Origin of the sequence: Mesobacillus subterraneus, from assembly GCF_023715485.1 — a bacterium.
Lineage (GTDB): Bacteria > Bacillota > Bacilli > Bacillales > Cytobacillaceae > Mesobacillus > Mesobacillus subterraneus_B.
The window spans coordinates 50,567-64,462 of sequence record NZ_JAMBOF010000003.1; the positions used below are offsets into that span (position 1 = coordinate 50,567).

The following is a 13,896-nucleotide window of genomic DNA, read 5'->3' on the forward strand; positions in this document are numbered from 1 at the left end:
ATTTCTATTTGATTTATACTTTTTTTAACTGATTTCGTAAATTTATACTCTGGGATTGGTTTACGGATAAAAATTTTAACAGATGGAGTTAAGAAATGAATACTAAAAAGCTTTTTAATATGCAAAAAGAACTGGACAGCCATATTGAGTCACAACACAGGCTGGAGAATGAGGACTTATTTGACAGAAAGGTCCTGGCGCTGCTGGTGGAAATCGGCGAGCTTGCGAATGAGACAAGATGCTTCAAGTTCTGGAGCTTGAAACCTTCCTCTGAAGCACAGGTTATTTTAGAGGAGTTTGTCGACGGGGTCCACTTTATCCTGTCGCTTGGAATTGAGTGTGGTTATGATAGTCTCAGTTCAATAACATCAGGAACTAGTGCAGAAAAAAATACCAGCAGCCAGTTCCTTGAAGTGTACGAATCTGTGCATCGGTTCAGGAAAAGCCGCACGGAAAATGATTTTATCTTGTTGTTCGAAAGCTATATGAAATTGGCTGAATTGCTCGGGTTATCAGCTGGACAAATTGAACAGGCATATATTGCGAAAAATGAAGTAAATTATGATAGGCAGCGTGAAGGATATTAGGCAGAATTTTTTGTACAATAAACTGCATGTCTAGTATAATAGGATTCGAAACTACATATTAAGGGAGTCGAAATAATGGCTAAATTAGATGAAACACTCACAATGTTAAAGGATTTGACCGATGCCAAAGGTATTCCCGGCAATGAGCGTGAGCCAAGGGAAGTAATGAAAAAATACATAACTCCATTTGCTGATGAAGTGACTACTGATGGCCTTGGCAGCTTGGTTGCAAAGAAGGTCGGAGATGCAAATGGACCAAAAATTATGGTCGCAGGCCATCTTGACGAAGTAGGGTTCATGGTAACAAGCATCGATGACAAAGGATTCATCCGCTTCCAGACGGTTGGAGGCTGGTGGTCACAGGTCATGCTTGCACAACGCGTGACAATCGTTACACGCAAAGGGGAAATCACTGGGGTAATCGGTTCAAAGCCGCCTCACATCCTTTCTGCGGAAGCGCGCAAAAAGCCTGTTGATATCAAGGATATGTTCATTGATATCGGTGCATCAAGCCGTGACGAAGCGAAGGAATGGGGAGTCACTCCTGGCGACATGGTCGTACCTTACTTCGAATTCACAGTCATGAACAATGAAAAAATGCTTCTGGCTAAAGCGTGGGATAACCGCATCGGCTGTGCAATTGCAATCGATGTCCTTAAGGGGCTTAAAGATGCAGAACATCCAAACGTTGTGTACGGTGTTGGAACAGTACAGGAAGAGGTTGGTCTTCGAGGTGCAAGGACTTCTGCTCAAATGATTCAGCCTGACATTGCTTTCGGTGTAGACGTCGGTATTGCCGGCGACACTCCTGGAGTTACGGAAAAAGAAGCGTTAAGCAAAATGGGCGATGGGCCACAAATCATCATTTATGATGCTTCAATGGTTTCGCATAAAGGGCTTCGTGACTTTGTTACCGATTTAGCTGACGAGTTGAACATCCCATACCAGTTCGACGCTGTTGCGGGTGGCGGAACAGATTCAGGTGCCATCCATTTGACACATCGTGGAGTGCCGGCTTTGTCAATCACCATTGCAACTCGCTATATCCATTCACACGCAGCGATGCTTCACCGTGATGACTATGAAAATGCAGTGAAACTGATCGTTGAAGTCATCAAGCGTCTTGATAAAGAAACAGTTGAAAAGATTACTTTTGAATAAGATTTAAGATAGGGTTGTCCAGAAAATCAGTTTGAGTACTGGTTTCCTGGACATTTTTTGTTAATCTTTATATAATCACTGCGTATTCGACCACAATCACTACCATATAAATATGAGTCACTCCGGAAAAAGTCACAAGCACTACGAAATGATCCATGATCACTGCGAAAAAGTGGCTTATCACAACGAAATGATCCATGATCACTACGAAAAAGTGGCTTATCACAACGAAATGATCCATGATCACTGCGAAAAAGTGGCTTATCACAACGAAATGACCCATGATCACTACGAAAAAGTGGCTTATCACTACGAAATGATCCATGATCACTACGAAAAAGTGACTTATCACTACGAAATGTTCCTTGATCACTACGAAATAGAGCCTCATCACTACTTTTTCCATCTGTTGGAAAAAGGAGCTTGCCGTTTCGCTGCATCCTACCCTAGAAACCTAAAAAAAGAACTCCTCAAAATGAAGGAGTCCTTCCAATTTTATTGCTTTCCTTTCAATCCTTCTTCCAATGCGTTGAGCATTTCCTGCTGTTCTTCAGCAGATGCGTTCTGCCAGATCACTTCAAACAAAACTCCAAGACCTGGAAGCATTTTTTCCTCGCCATTTTGGATGGCATCTACAATAGTATCCTTCAACTCATCCTGTGAATTTCCAGCGACATTTGTAATGACAGCATTTCTAAGGTTTAGGTTCATCCTTGCTCAAACTCCTTTCAAATTTCCATTACTGGTTATAGGTTTAGCATTTTTGGTTTTATTATGTATTCATTTTGAGCTATAATAGTAAAATTGAACAAGCCATATTAAAGGAGAGCCAGAGTTGAAGTATATTCAATCTGATAAAAATCCCCAAGTTAAACAGTGGAAAAAATTATTGACGCGCAAAGAGCGAGATAAGTCAGGTACATATCTCGTTGAAGGGTTCCATTTGGTAGAAGAAGCCCTTGTGATGAAAGAAGATGTGGAAGAAATCATTTTAAGTGAAAAAACAGAAATGCCGCCAGGCTGGGACTACGGCTCGATTCCTGTTACTGTTGTGACGGACGAAATCAGCAGGCAGCTTGCTGATACTGAAACGACCCAGGGCATTTTTGCGGTTTGCAGCCAGCCCAAGCAGTCCATTACAAGCGGGAAAACATATTTGCTGATCGACTCTGTCCAGGATCCCGGAAACCTTGGGACGATGATAAGAACTGCCGACGCAGCAGGATTAGATGCTGTCATTGTCGGAAAGGGCAGTGTTGACATTTATAATCCTAAGGTGCTTCGTTCAGCGCAGGGAAGCCATTTCCATTTGCCAGTACTAAGTGGTGATCTAACAGAGTGGATTGACAAGCTAGTCGCAGAAAATATCCCAGTCTATGGAACGGCTCTTGAAAACGGAGCTGTTTTTACAGAGGCAGCAGCTGCTGAATCATTCGCCCTGCTCGTAGGAAATGAAGGAAGCGGCGTAAACAAAGAGCTGCTGGCAAAAACGACGCAGAATCTTTATATTCCGATTTACGGAAACAGTGAATCACTGAACGTCGCAGTAGCGGCAGGTATCCTGCTATATTATTTGAAAACCGCTAAATAGGCGCAATTTTTCTTAAAACCATTTGATACTGCGCAAAGAATATACTATAATAAACACCAAAATTAATATTTTAAAAACACTGACGGAGAAAAGTAGCTTGAAGATGGCCATCCAGGAAGAAAATGCCGGTGACTGGAAGCATTTTTATGGAACAGGCAAGCGAAGTTCACCTCCCGAGTTGGCATCGGGACCGCTTTTATAAGCGTAAAGATGCATCGGCACAAAGCCGTTATCTCAATGAAGCGAACATGTAATACATATTGTATTGCCTGTTAAAAAGGGTGGTACCGCGAAAACCAAGACCTCGTCCCTTTATCCGGGATGAGGTCTTTTTGTGTTTAAAAAAGAAGAATTTGAAGGAGGATTTACCAATGCAGGATCGTTTAAAAGAACTGCAGGCTGAGGCACTTGAAAAAGTCGCTGCAGCAGCTGACCTTAAAGAATTGAATGACATTCGCGTTTCCTATCTAGGAAAAAAAGGTCCAATCACAGAAGTATTAAAAGGAATGGGCAAGTTATCTGCTGAAGAAAGGCCAATGATGGGCGCACTTGCCAATGAGGTCCGTGACGCTATCTCTGGGCAAATTGAAGTGAAGCAGCAGGAGCTTGAGGAAGCAGCAGTACAGAAGCAATTGGCAGCTGAACAAATCGACGTGACGCTTCCTGGAAGACCTGTCAAAACAGGCAGTCATCATCCGCTTACAAGCATCATTGAAGAAATCGAAGATCTTTTCATCGGCATGGGCTACACAGTAGAAGAAGGCCCGGAAGTCGAGAAGGATTATTATAACTTTGAAGCATTGAATCTTCCGAAGGGACACCCTGCCCGCGATATGCAGGATTCCTTCTATATTACTGAGGAAATCCTGATGCGCACGCACACTTCCCCGGTCCAGGCAAGGACAATGGAGAAGCACCAGGGGAAGGGTCCTGTAAGAATCATCTGCCCGGGCAAGGTATACCGCCGCGATAACGATGATGCGACTCATTCGCATCAGTTCATGCAAATTGAAGGGCTTGTAGTCGATGAGAATGTCAGAATGAGCGACCTGAAAGGCACGCTTCAAGTATTTGCTAAGAAAATGTTCGGTGAAGACCGTGAAATCCGTCTGCGCCCTAGCTTCTTCCCATTCACAGAGCCATCAGTAGAGATGGACATTTCTTGTAAAATCTGCGGAGGATCAGGCTGCAGCGTTTGTAAAGGAACTGGCTGGATCGAGATTCTTGGAGCTGGAATGGTTCATCCGAATGTACTTGAAATGGCGGGCTATGATTCAAAGAAATATACAGGCTTTGCATTCGGTATGGGTCCAGAGCGGATCGCGATGCTTAAGTATGGAGTCGACGACATCCGTCATTTCTACACAAACGATGTCCGCTTCTTGAAGCAATTTTCAGTCGAAGAATAAAGGAATAGGAGGATTTAACCATGTTGGTATCATATAAATGGCTTCAGGATTATATTGATTTATCAGGTGTATCAGCGGAAGAGCTTGCTGAAAAAATCACCAAGAGCGGCATAGAGGTTGAAGGGGTAGAAAAGTTAAACGAGGGCATGAGCGGAATAATGGTTGGCCATGTGCTTGAGTGTGAAAAGCATCCTAATGCGGAAAAACTGAACAAAACACTTGTTGACCTAGGCAACGGTGAAACGGTTCAGATCATTTGCGGTGCAGCGAATGTCGGCAAAGGCCAAAAGGTTGCGGTTGCGACGGTTGGAGCTGTTCTTCCTGGCAACTTCAAAATCAAAAAGGCAAAGCTTCGCGGCGAAGAATCCCATGGGATGATTTGCTCGCTGCAGGAGCTTGGCATCGAAGGCAAACTCGCGCCTAAAGAGTATGCTGAGGGAATTTACAATTTCACTCCAGACACGGAAATCGGCCAGGACGCTTTGGTAGCTTTAAACAGGGATGACGAAATCCTTGAGCTAGGTCTGACGCCAAACCGCGCAGATGCCATGAGTATGCTTGGTGTTGCGTACGAGGTAGGAGCGATTCTTGGCAAGGACATTAAACTTCCTAATCCGCAGCCGGAAACTTCTTCTGAACAAGCAAATGACTATATTAACGTAACAGTTGAAGCAAAAGAAGATAATCCTCTCTACGTGGCGAAAGTCATCAAAAATGTGAAGGTTGGCCCATCACCGGTCTGGCTGCAAACAAGGCTGATGGCTGCAGGTATCCGCCCGCATAATAATGTCGTGGATATCACGAACTATATTTTATTGGAGTATGGCCAGCCACTTCACGCATTCGATTACGATAAACTGGGATCGAAAGAAATCCTTGTACGCCGTGCGAAGGATGGAGAAGTGATTGAAACGCTTGATGATGCAAAACGAACATTGTCTTCAGAGCACCTTGTGATTACAAACGGAACTGAGCCAGTAGCGCTTGCGGGTGTTATGGGCGGAGCGAACTCTGAAGTAGGAAGCGATACTACAACAGTATTGCTTGAATCGGCTTATTTTACAGGCGGAGCCATCCGCAAGGCATCAAAAGACCATGGTTTAAGAAGTGAAGCAAGCTCACGCTACGAAAAGGGTGTTGATCCTGAGAGAGTGCGCCCTGCTGCTGAACGTGCGGCTGAATTGATGATTCAGCTAGCTGGCGGCGAACTTCTTGGCGGCGTTGTCGAGGCAGATTCACTTGAAGTCAAACCAGCTGTTGTTTCAACAACACTCGAAAAAATCAATAAAGTATTGGGAACAGATCTTGAAATGAAGCAGGTCGAAGACATTTTTGCCCGCCTTAAGTTCGAAACATCTGTGGATAACAATACAATTACAGTAACAGTGCCAACTCGCCGCGGGGACATTACAATCGAAGAAGATTTGATTGAAGAAGTCGGCCGCCTGTTTGGCTACGATAACCTCCCGACAACTCTTCCGATTGGCGCTTCAACACCTGGCCATCTTTCTGAATATCAGAAAAAACGCCGTGTTGTCCGCCGTTTCATGGAAGGTGCCGGCCTGTATCAGGCAGTGACTTACTCACTAACAAGTGCTGAAAAAGCTGCTCAATATGCTTTGGATCAGCGAGAACCTGTTGAACTGGCAATGCCGATGAGCGAAGACCGCAGCATTTTGCGCTTGAGCATTGTGCCTCAGCTGCTTGAGGTGCTGAAGTATAACATTGCCCGCCAGAACGATAGCGCTGCTGTCTATGAAACTGGAGCAGTATTCCTTAAGAACAGCAATGACGATCTGCCAGAAGAGCGCGAGCACCTTGCTGCAGCGGTTACTGGTCTTTGGGAAAGCCACCCTTGGCAGGGAGAAAAGAAGCCGGTTGATTTCTTCGTCCTAAAAGGTATCGTTGAAGGACTTGTCGCTAAGCTTGGCCTCGATAACCAGCTCGGATTCCAGAAGGCAGTGATGGAAGGAATGCATCCAGGACGCACAGCTGAAATTTTGCTGAATGGGAATGTGATCGGCTTCATTGGCCAGGTTCATCCAACTATGCAAAAAGCGCTCGATTTGAAAGAGACTTATGTATTCGAGCTGTCGCTAAAGGCTTTATTGGAAGCTGAAACGGCACCTCTTCAATACACAGCAATTCCGCGCTTCCCGTCGATCACAAGGGATATCGCCCTTGTTGTTGAGAAAGAAGCTGCTGCTGGCGACCTTAAAAAGGTCATTACCGAAGCTGGAGGAACGCTGTTAAAAGAAGTACAGGTATTTGACCTGTACGAAGGTGAAAAAATGGAACAAGGAAAGAAATCCCTTGCTTTCTCATTAAAATACTTCGACCCTGAAAAGACATTGACGGATGAAGATATTGCAAAAGCCCATACTAAAGTGCTTAAAGCCCTTGAAGAACAGGCTGGAGCCGTTTTACGAGGATAAACAGGAAAAAGGCAGCCCGCGGGCTGCCTTTTTAATATGATATTAGCTGAATCGTATAAGCATGATACTTTTTCCGCGAAAACAACCGAGTATCCCTCGCGAATATCTGGGTTAATCCTGCTAAAGCTTCCTAGTATTCCGCGAAATTTTGTCGAAATCCCGCAAGTTCTTGTCGAAATCCCGCGGGAACTCCCCGTTATTCCGCGAATTCTTGTCGAAATCCCGCAACTCAGAAAAGCACTCGTTTGTATCCAGGTTTATGACTTATACCCTCGCAATCTTCTTAGCTTTCTCCGTATTGGCAAAATGAAGCTTAACGAACTCAGGCAGCACCTCAATGCCCTTTTCCTGGATCAGTCTTGCAGCAGCCTTGTCTACTGCAGCCCCAGCACCTTTCGGAATCGTGAAGCCGGCGCGCTTGCTGAGATTTTCAAAGTGGCGGACAAATGCATAGCGTGCAATCATCGATGCTGCCGCTACACCGAGATGGATTCCCTCAGCCTTGGTGCTGAACAACACATTCTCTCGCATGATATTTTTCTGGCCTCTTAAGTGGGCGTAATAGATTTCTTCTTTGGCAAATTGGTCGATCAGGATGGCCTCAGGCTTTTCGGGAGCGATTTTTTCAAGAACATGATTGATTGCCTGGTTATGGAGCAGGGCTTTCATTTTTCCCTGCGACATTCCTTTCATCTGCATTTGGTTGTATTTTTCATTATGTAATGTTAGCAGACTGTGTGGAACAAAGGTTACTAGCTGTTTTGCGATTTCAGTGATTTTATCATCTTTTAGATTTTTTGAATCCTGCACACCAAGCTCTTTCAGGACCGGAATATCCTGCCGCCTTACGTAGGCTGCGACGACGGTTATTGGGCCAAAGAAGTCGCCTGTTCCGACCTCATCAGAACCGATGATGGAGATTTCCCCAATATTACGCGGTAAATGTGATGCTATGGAAGGTGCAGCGGTTTTTTTACTGGCAGGCGCAGCTGCAGTTCCCCATTTTGCTGCCTCAGTTTCCCCGTCTTTTCCCTGAAACAATACTTTTCCTGATTTATAGGCAGTTATCGCACAGGAAGGTGTTTTTGCAGCAAAAACGCTGCCCGGCGGAAGCTTGTCAATAAGGAACTTGCTATAATATTCTTTCATTTTTTTGATTTCTTCCGGACTTTTCTGGAGGACACTATTTCCCATTGCATTACACTCCCTGTTTTACATTTCAAAGTTAGACATTATCTTCCAAAAAACATATGCATCTGACAGGCAAATACTTCCCAGTGATTTGCGTTCATGTTATAGTATAAAATAGGATTCTTACGAATGGGGGCATAAATGTTGTCAGACATAAAAAAAAATCGTTCGACTGTAGATATATTTGGACAGCAATATGTCATAGTCGGCTCAGAAAGCACAAGCCATATCCGGCTCATTGCCTCGATGGTAGACGATAAAATGCGAGAAATCGGCTCAGCGAATCCTTCACTTGATACTAGTAAGTTAGCTGTATTAACTGCTGTAAATGCCGTTAATGATTACATAAAAATGAAAGATCGTGTTGAATCGCTCGAAGCGGAAATTAAAAGGTTAAAGGACTGAACTTATTCATGCTTGATCTTGCAGTTTTAGCTATTTTGCTTATTGGCTTTATCGTGGGGCTGAAGAGGGGGTTCATCCTGCAATCCATTCATTTAGCCGGATTTATCGCCGCCTTCATTGTTGCATACATATACTATGACCAGCTGGCACCAAAGCTGACATTGTGGATACCTTATCCTAACCTTGGCAGCAATGCTACATTAAACTTGCTATTTGAAAATGCCAATCTAGAAGGTGCTTATTACCGGGCAATCGCGTTTGCGGCGATTTTCTTCGCTGTGAAAATTTTGCTCCAGATTATCGGGTCGATGCTGGATTTTGTGGCAAACCTGCCAATACTGCACCAGTTGAACGTTTGGGCTGGCGGATTGTTAGGATTTGTTGAAGTTTACCTTGTTTTGTTCATCGTTCTGTACATAGCAGCATTACTGCCAATCCAGGCAATCCAGGGACCTCTGAACGATTCAATTCTTGCCGAAAATATCATAAAAAATACACCTGTTTTTTCCCAGCAAATTAAACAACTATGGATTGAATATATGGCTGCATAACTTCTCTGTTGCGGAGAAGTTTTTCTTTTATAAAGGCTCTTTTCGTAAACATAGTTGCCTTCACACTCAAAAGTTTGCAGTTACCAATACTTTCTATGTACCGGCATTTCTCGAAAAGAGCTCGAGGCTCAGCATATATAACTTCATTTAATTTCACAGTGGCGCTTGTTTTCTATAAAATAGATAACAATGACTAATATTCCAGGCAAGTATGCTGGAAAGATCTTAAAAGGCAGGTGGGCATTATGTCTGTAAATAAAAAAGATATCGTACAATTGCTTGAAACAATTGCTATATATATGGAACTAAAAGGAGAAAACCCATTTAAGGTGTCGGCATTCAGAAAGGCGGCAGCTGCTCTTGAGGCCGATGAACGAAGCATGTCAGAGATGGGGGACCCTACTGAACTCAAAGGAATTGGCAAAGGGACAGCTGGAGTCATCATTGAATTCATGGAGACAGGACAATCAACCGAGCTAAAAGAATTACAAGAAGAAGTCCCAAGTGGATTGATTCCGCTGCTGCAGCTGCCAGGTATGGGCGGCAAAAAAATTGCCAAGCTGTATAAGGAGCTTGGAGTCGAAAGCATCCATGACTTGGAGGAAGCAGCAAAGGAAGGGAAAATCCGTGATCTTGCAGGCTTCGGCAAGAAAACGGAAGAGAAAATCCTTGCAGCTATTCAAAACTTTGGGACAAGGCCGGAACGGCTGCCATTAGCATATATGCTGCCAGTCTCAGAATTAATTGAATCATATCTTCAAAAGATAGAAGATATCGATCAGTTTTCCAGGGCAGGAAGCTTGAGAAGGATGAGAGAGACAATAAAGGATCTCGATTTTATTATTGCTTCTTCAAACCCGGCTTCAGTGAAGGATGAATTGGTCAAGCTGCCAAAAATAAAAGAAATCATCGCAGCAGGCGATACAAAGGTTTCCGTGACGCTGGGGCTTGATTACGATGTAAATGTCGATTTTCGCCTCGTTGATCCTGAAGAATTCGCGACTGCTCTTCACCATTTCACTGGCTCGAAGGACCACAATGTCAGAATGCGCCAGCTTGCGAAGGAAAAAGGCGAGAAGATCAGTGAGTATGGAGTGGAAAACGTTGAAACTGGAAAAGTTACAACGTTTAAATCCGAAGAAGAATTTTACCAGTATTTCGAACTTCCGTTCATACCGCCAGAACTGCGTGAAGACGGATCGGAAGTGGAATTATTTAAAGAAGAATTAAAACTCATCACACTGGAATCGATTAAAGGCGACCTTCATATGCATTCTACGTGGAGTGACGGCGGTCATTCAATTGAAGAGATGGCAAATGAATGTATCGCGAGAGGTTATAAATATATGGCGATCACCGACCATTCGCAGTATTTGAAGGTAGCGAACGGGCTGACGCCAGAACGGTTGCGAAAGCAGATTGAAGAAGTGAGGGAATTGAATAAGAAATTCGATGATTTCACGATTCTTACGGGTATTGAAATGGATATTTTACCGGATGGCAGCCTGGATTTTGAAGATGATTTGCTCTCTGAGCTGGACTTGGTCATTGCATCAATCCATTCTTCATTTTCACAGCCGACTGAAAAAATCATGCACAGGCTGAAAACAGCTCTTATGAATGCCCATGTCGATATCATTGCCCACCCGACCGGAAGGCTGATTGGCAGACGCGAGGGGTATTCGGTGGATATGGAGATGCTGATTGAACTGGCAAAGGATACGAATACAGCTCTGGAGCTGAATGCAAACCCTAACAGGCTCGATTTAGCATCAGAATACTTAAGAAAAGCGCAGGATGCGGGCGTGAAAATTGTGATCAACACAGATGCCCATAAGGTAGATACACTTGAACATATGGGCATAGGCGTTACTGCGGCAAGAAAAGGCTGGATCAAGGAATCCACTGTTGTGAATGCGTTGGATCTGAAGGGATTGCTTGATTTCCTGCATGGCCGCAATCAATAAATTAGAAGGAATATACATTTCACTTCGAGAAATGTCCAACTCCAGCGCCTAGCCCCTCGAGTCGCTTCGGTCCTGCCAATGAAGTCAAAGAACGACTTCACTGTCAGGCCCTCCAGCGCTTGTCGGGGCTAACCAAGGCGCTTGCGCTTTTCTAAAAAGAACCTTCGAATGAGAAGAAGGAGGAAATTTTGTGCAGCAAAGAGTCATGAAAACACTTGAATTTGATAAGGTCAGGAACCAGCTGATTGAACATACATCATCCTCACTGGGACGGGAAAAAGCACTGGCGTTAGTGCCGTCTGTTGACTTTGATGAGGTAGCACGGCTGCAGGACGAAACGGACGAAGCAGCAAAGGTGCTCAGGCTCAAGGGGAACATTCCTTTGGGCGGCATCCATGATATCAGGCCTCATGTTAAAAGGGCCCAAATTGGCGGAATGCTGAGCCCGCATGAATTGATCCATGTAGCAAGTACTGTCCATGCGAGCAGACAGATGAAGCGATTCATTGAAGACTTGCAGGAACTAACAGAGGTACCGATTTTATTGAGCTATTCGGAAAGAATCATCGTGCTGGCTAATTTGGAAGAATCAATTAGAAATGCAATCGATGAGGGCGGCGAAGTGCTTGACGGGGCGAGCGAAACGCTTAGGTCGCTCCGCCAGCAGATTAGAACGAGAGAAGCAAGGGTGCGCGAAAAGCTTGAGAGCATGATTCGCTCCTCAAATGCATCAAAGATGTTGTCTGATGCGATCATCACGATCAGGAATGACAGATTCGTCATTCCAGTCAAACAAGAGTATCGTGCGCATTATGGCGGCATCATCCATGACCAGAGCTCTTCTGGGCAAACACTGTTCATCGAACCGCAATCTGTCGTCCAGTTGAACAACGAACTTCAGAGCATCAGGGTAAAAGAACAGCAGGAAATCGAAAGGATACTTTCGGAACTTTCGGCATTGACTGCTGACCACCATGATGAGCTCCTTGAAATCGTCGTCATCATGGGAGAACTTGATTTCATGTTTGCGAAAGCTCGCTATGGAAGCAAGATCAAGGCCTCGAAACCAATCGTGAACAATGAGGGACGCATCAACCTTTTCCAGGCAAGGCATCCTCTGATTTCGATTGATGAAGTAGTTCCAAACAGCATCGCTCTTGGGAAGGATTATACGACGATTGTCATTACTGGTCCCAACACCGGTGGTAAAACCGTTACCTTGAAGACAGTTGGCCTTTGTACGCTAATGGCCCAGGCTGGCTTGCAGATCCCGGCGCATGATGGATCAGAAGTAGCTGTTTTTGAATCTGTTTACGCAGACATCGGCGATGAACAATCTATTGAGCAAAGCTTGAGTACTTTTTCATCCCATATGGTCAATATCGTCGAGATTCTTAACAAGGTGGACTATAACAGCCTTGTACTTTTCGATGAACTTGGAGCGGGAACGGATCCGCAGGAAGGTGCAGCGCTTGCCATTTCAATTCTCGATGAAGTTTATAAATGCGGGGCAAGGGTGATTGCTACAACTCACTATCCTGAGCTAAAGGCCTATGGATATAACCGCGAAGGCGTCATAAATGCCAGCGTCGAATTTGACGTAGAAACGCTCAGTCCTACCTACAAGCTATTGATCGGTGTTCCAGGACGAAGCAATGCATTCGAGATTTCAAAAAGGCTTGGGCTGAAAGAATCAGTCATAGAAACGGCAAGGTCCTATATAAGCGAGGACAGCAATGAAGTTGAAAACATGATAGCTTCCCTAGAGTCGAGCAGGAAGCAGGCAGAAAGAGACCGAGATGAAGCCCACCAGTTTCTGAAGGATGCAGAATACCTGCATCAGGATATGCAAAAGCAGATGGCCGCTTATTATGAGAAAAAAGACGAGCTGGCAGAAAAAGCAAAGGTAAAAGCTGCTTCGATTGTTGAAAAGGCGAAAGAAGAAGCTGAGGAAATCATCCGTGATCTTCGCAAGCTCCGTCTTGAAAAAGGAGCTGAGATTAAGGAGCATGAGTTAATCGATGCGAAAAAGCGCCTGAGTGATGCGGCACCTGAACTGAACCAGGTAAGAAAAGGCGGCAAGGCAAAGCCAGGCAAGCATGAGTTTAAGCCTGGCGATGAGGTCAAGGTATTGACATTCGGCCAAAAAGGCCACCTCGTCGAACGGGTGTCTGGGAAAGAGTGGCAGGTGCAGATCGGCATTCTCAAAATGAAAGTGAAAGAATCCGATTTGGAATATATAAATTCTCCAAAGCCAGTCGAAACAAAACCAATTGCGACTGTAAAAGGCAAGGATTTTCATGTAAGCCTGGAGCTTGACCTCAGGGGAGAGCGTTATGAAGATGCACTAATGAGAGTAGAAAAATACATCGATGATGCCCTATTGGCCGGATATCCCCGCGTTAACATCATACACGGAAAAGGAACGGGTGCATTAAGGCAAGGCGTCCAGGAGTATCTTCGGAACCACCGTTCAGTAAAGAAGATAAGGTTCGGCGATGCCGGTGAGGGTGGTACTGGAGTAACGGTTGTTGAGTTTAAATAAGACTGTTTTCGCATAAATCGTTGTTTTTCAAGCCAAGTACTCATCAAGGATTCC

General features: G+C 44.6%; 12 protein-coding genes and 1 other annotated feature. Of the genes, 9 read left to right on the forward strand and 3 right to left on the reverse strand.

The window, feature by feature from the left end:
• The first annotated feature begins 95 nt into the window (after positions 1–95).
• Both M3204_RS04950 and M3204_RS04955 read left to right on the forward strand, forming a co-directional pair.
• Positions 96–587: a dUTP diphosphatase gene (locus M3204_RS04950; RefSeq protein ID WP_251479176.1), complete on the forward strand. Its 492-nt coding sequence runs from the start codon at positions 96–98 to the stop codon at positions 585–587.
• A 75-nt stretch (positions 588–662) separates the two neighbouring features.
• A complete protein-coding gene (locus tag M3204_RS04955; RefSeq protein ID WP_251479178.1) occupies positions 663–1,748 on the forward strand; it encodes a M42 family metallopeptidase in 1,086 nt (361 codons plus the stop codon).
• A gap of 67 nt (positions 1,749–1,815) precedes the next feature.
• On the opposite strand, the gene M3204_RS04960 is transcribed toward M3204_RS04955, so the two are convergent.
• Together M3204_RS04960 and sspI are read right to left on the reverse strand one after the other, a co-directional pair.
• Positions 1,816–2,142 carry a hypothetical protein gene (locus tag M3204_RS04960; RefSeq protein ID WP_251479180.1) on the reverse strand — a complete coding sequence of 109 codons (327 nt, stop codon included), beginning with the start codon at positions 2,140–2,142 and terminating at the stop codon, positions 1,816–1,818.
• Between the two features lie 101 nt (positions 2,143–2,243).
• Positions 2,244–2,459: a small acid-soluble spore protein SspI gene (gene sspI, locus M3204_RS04965; RefSeq protein ID WP_102263813.1), complete on the reverse strand. Its 216-nt coding sequence runs from the start codon at positions 2,457–2,459 to the stop codon at positions 2,244–2,246.
• A 124-nt stretch (positions 2,460–2,583) separates the two neighbouring features.
• Between sspI and M3204_RS04970 the strand changes: the two genes are divergently transcribed.
• From M3204_RS04970 to pheT, 3 genes are all read left to right on the forward strand, one after another.
• On the forward strand, positions 2,584–3,339 hold the full coding sequence (locus tag M3204_RS04970) for a TrmH family RNA methyltransferase (RefSeq protein WP_251479181.1): 756 nt from the start codon (positions 2,584–2,586) through the stop codon (positions 3,337–3,339).
• Between the two features lie 70 nt (positions 3,340–3,409).
• Positions 3,410–3,654: a binding site (T-box leader), on the forward strand.
• Between the two features lie 56 nt (positions 3,655–3,710).
• The gene (pheS, locus tag M3204_RS04975; RefSeq protein WP_251479183.1) at positions 3,711–4,748 is read left to right on the forward strand and encodes a phenylalanine--tRNA ligase subunit alpha; all 1,038 of its coding nucleotides are present in this window, start codon (positions 3,711–3,713) and stop codon (positions 4,746–4,748) included.
• Positions 4,749–4,768: 20 nt separating this feature from the next.
• Complete coding sequence (gene pheT, locus M3204_RS04980) at positions 4,769–7,183, forward strand: phenylalanine--tRNA ligase subunit beta (protein ID WP_251479185.1); 2,415 nt, start codon at positions 4,769–4,771, stop codon at positions 7,181–7,183.
• Between the two features lie 264 nt (positions 7,184–7,447).
• Here pheT and rnhC read toward each other — a convergent pair whose 3' ends face one another.
• On the reverse strand, positions 7,448–8,377 hold the full coding sequence (rnhC, locus tag M3204_RS04985) for a ribonuclease HIII (RefSeq protein ID WP_251479187.1): 930 nt from the start codon (positions 8,375–8,377) through the stop codon (positions 7,448–7,450).
• A 141-nt stretch (positions 8,378–8,518) separates the two neighbouring features.
• On the opposite strand from rnhC, the gene zapA reads away from it, so the two are divergent.
• From zapA to M3204_RS05005, 4 genes are all read left to right on the forward strand, one after another.
• Positions 8,519–8,779, forward strand: coding sequence for a cell division protein ZapA (zapA, locus tag M3204_RS04990; protein WP_251479898.1), 261 nt, complete (start codon positions 8,519–8,521; stop codon positions 8,777–8,779).
• An 8-nt stretch (positions 8,780–8,787) separates the two neighbouring features.
• Entirely contained in the window at positions 8,788–9,330 is a 543-nt protein-coding gene (locus M3204_RS04995) for a CvpA family protein (protein WP_251479189.1), read from the forward strand.
• Between the two features lie 245 nt (positions 9,331–9,575).
• Positions 9,576–11,297, forward strand: a complete 1,722-nt coding sequence (gene polX, locus M3204_RS05000) for a DNA polymerase/3'-5' exonuclease PolX (protein ID WP_251479191.1) — start codon at positions 9,576–9,578, stop codon at positions 11,295–11,297.
• A gap of 190 nt (positions 11,298–11,487) precedes the next feature.
• Complete coding sequence (locus M3204_RS05005) at positions 11,488–13,842, forward strand: endonuclease MutS2 (protein WP_251479193.1); 2,355 nt, start codon at positions 11,488–11,490, stop codon at positions 13,840–13,842.
• Positions 13,843–13,896: the final 54 nt, after the last annotated feature.

What these genes read in the sequence shown, in the direction of transcription:
- M3204_RS04950 (WP_251479176.1), top strand. Translation starts at nt 96, where the DNA reads ATGAATACTAAAAAGCTTTTTAATATGCAAAAAGAACTGGACAGCCAT.
- M3204_RS04955 (WP_251479178.1), top strand. Translation starts at nt 663, where the DNA reads ATGGCTAAATTAGATGAAACACTCACAATGTTAAAGGATTTGACCGAT.
- sspI (WP_102263813.1), bottom strand. Translation starts at nt 2,459, where the DNA reads ATGAACCTAAACCTTAGAAATGCTGTCATTACAAATGTCGCTGGAAAT.
- pheS (WP_251479183.1), top strand. Translation starts at nt 3,711, where the DNA reads ATGCAGGATCGTTTAAAAGAACTGCAGGCTGAGGCACTTGAAAAAGTC.
- pheT (WP_251479185.1), top strand. Translation starts at nt 4,769, where the DNA reads ATGTTGGTATCATATAAATGGCTTCAGGATTATATTGATTTATCAGGT.
- rnhC (WP_251479187.1), bottom strand. Translation starts at nt 8,377, where the DNA reads ATGGGAAATAGTGTCCTCCAGAAAAGTCCGGAAGAAATCAAAAAAATG.
- M3204_RS04995 (WP_251479189.1), top strand. Translation starts at nt 8,788, where the DNA reads ATGCTTGATCTTGCAGTTTTAGCTATTTTGCTTATTGGCTTTATCGTG.
- polX (WP_251479191.1), top strand. Translation starts at nt 9,576, where the DNA reads ATGTCTGTAAATAAAAAAGATATCGTACAATTGCTTGAAACAATTGCT.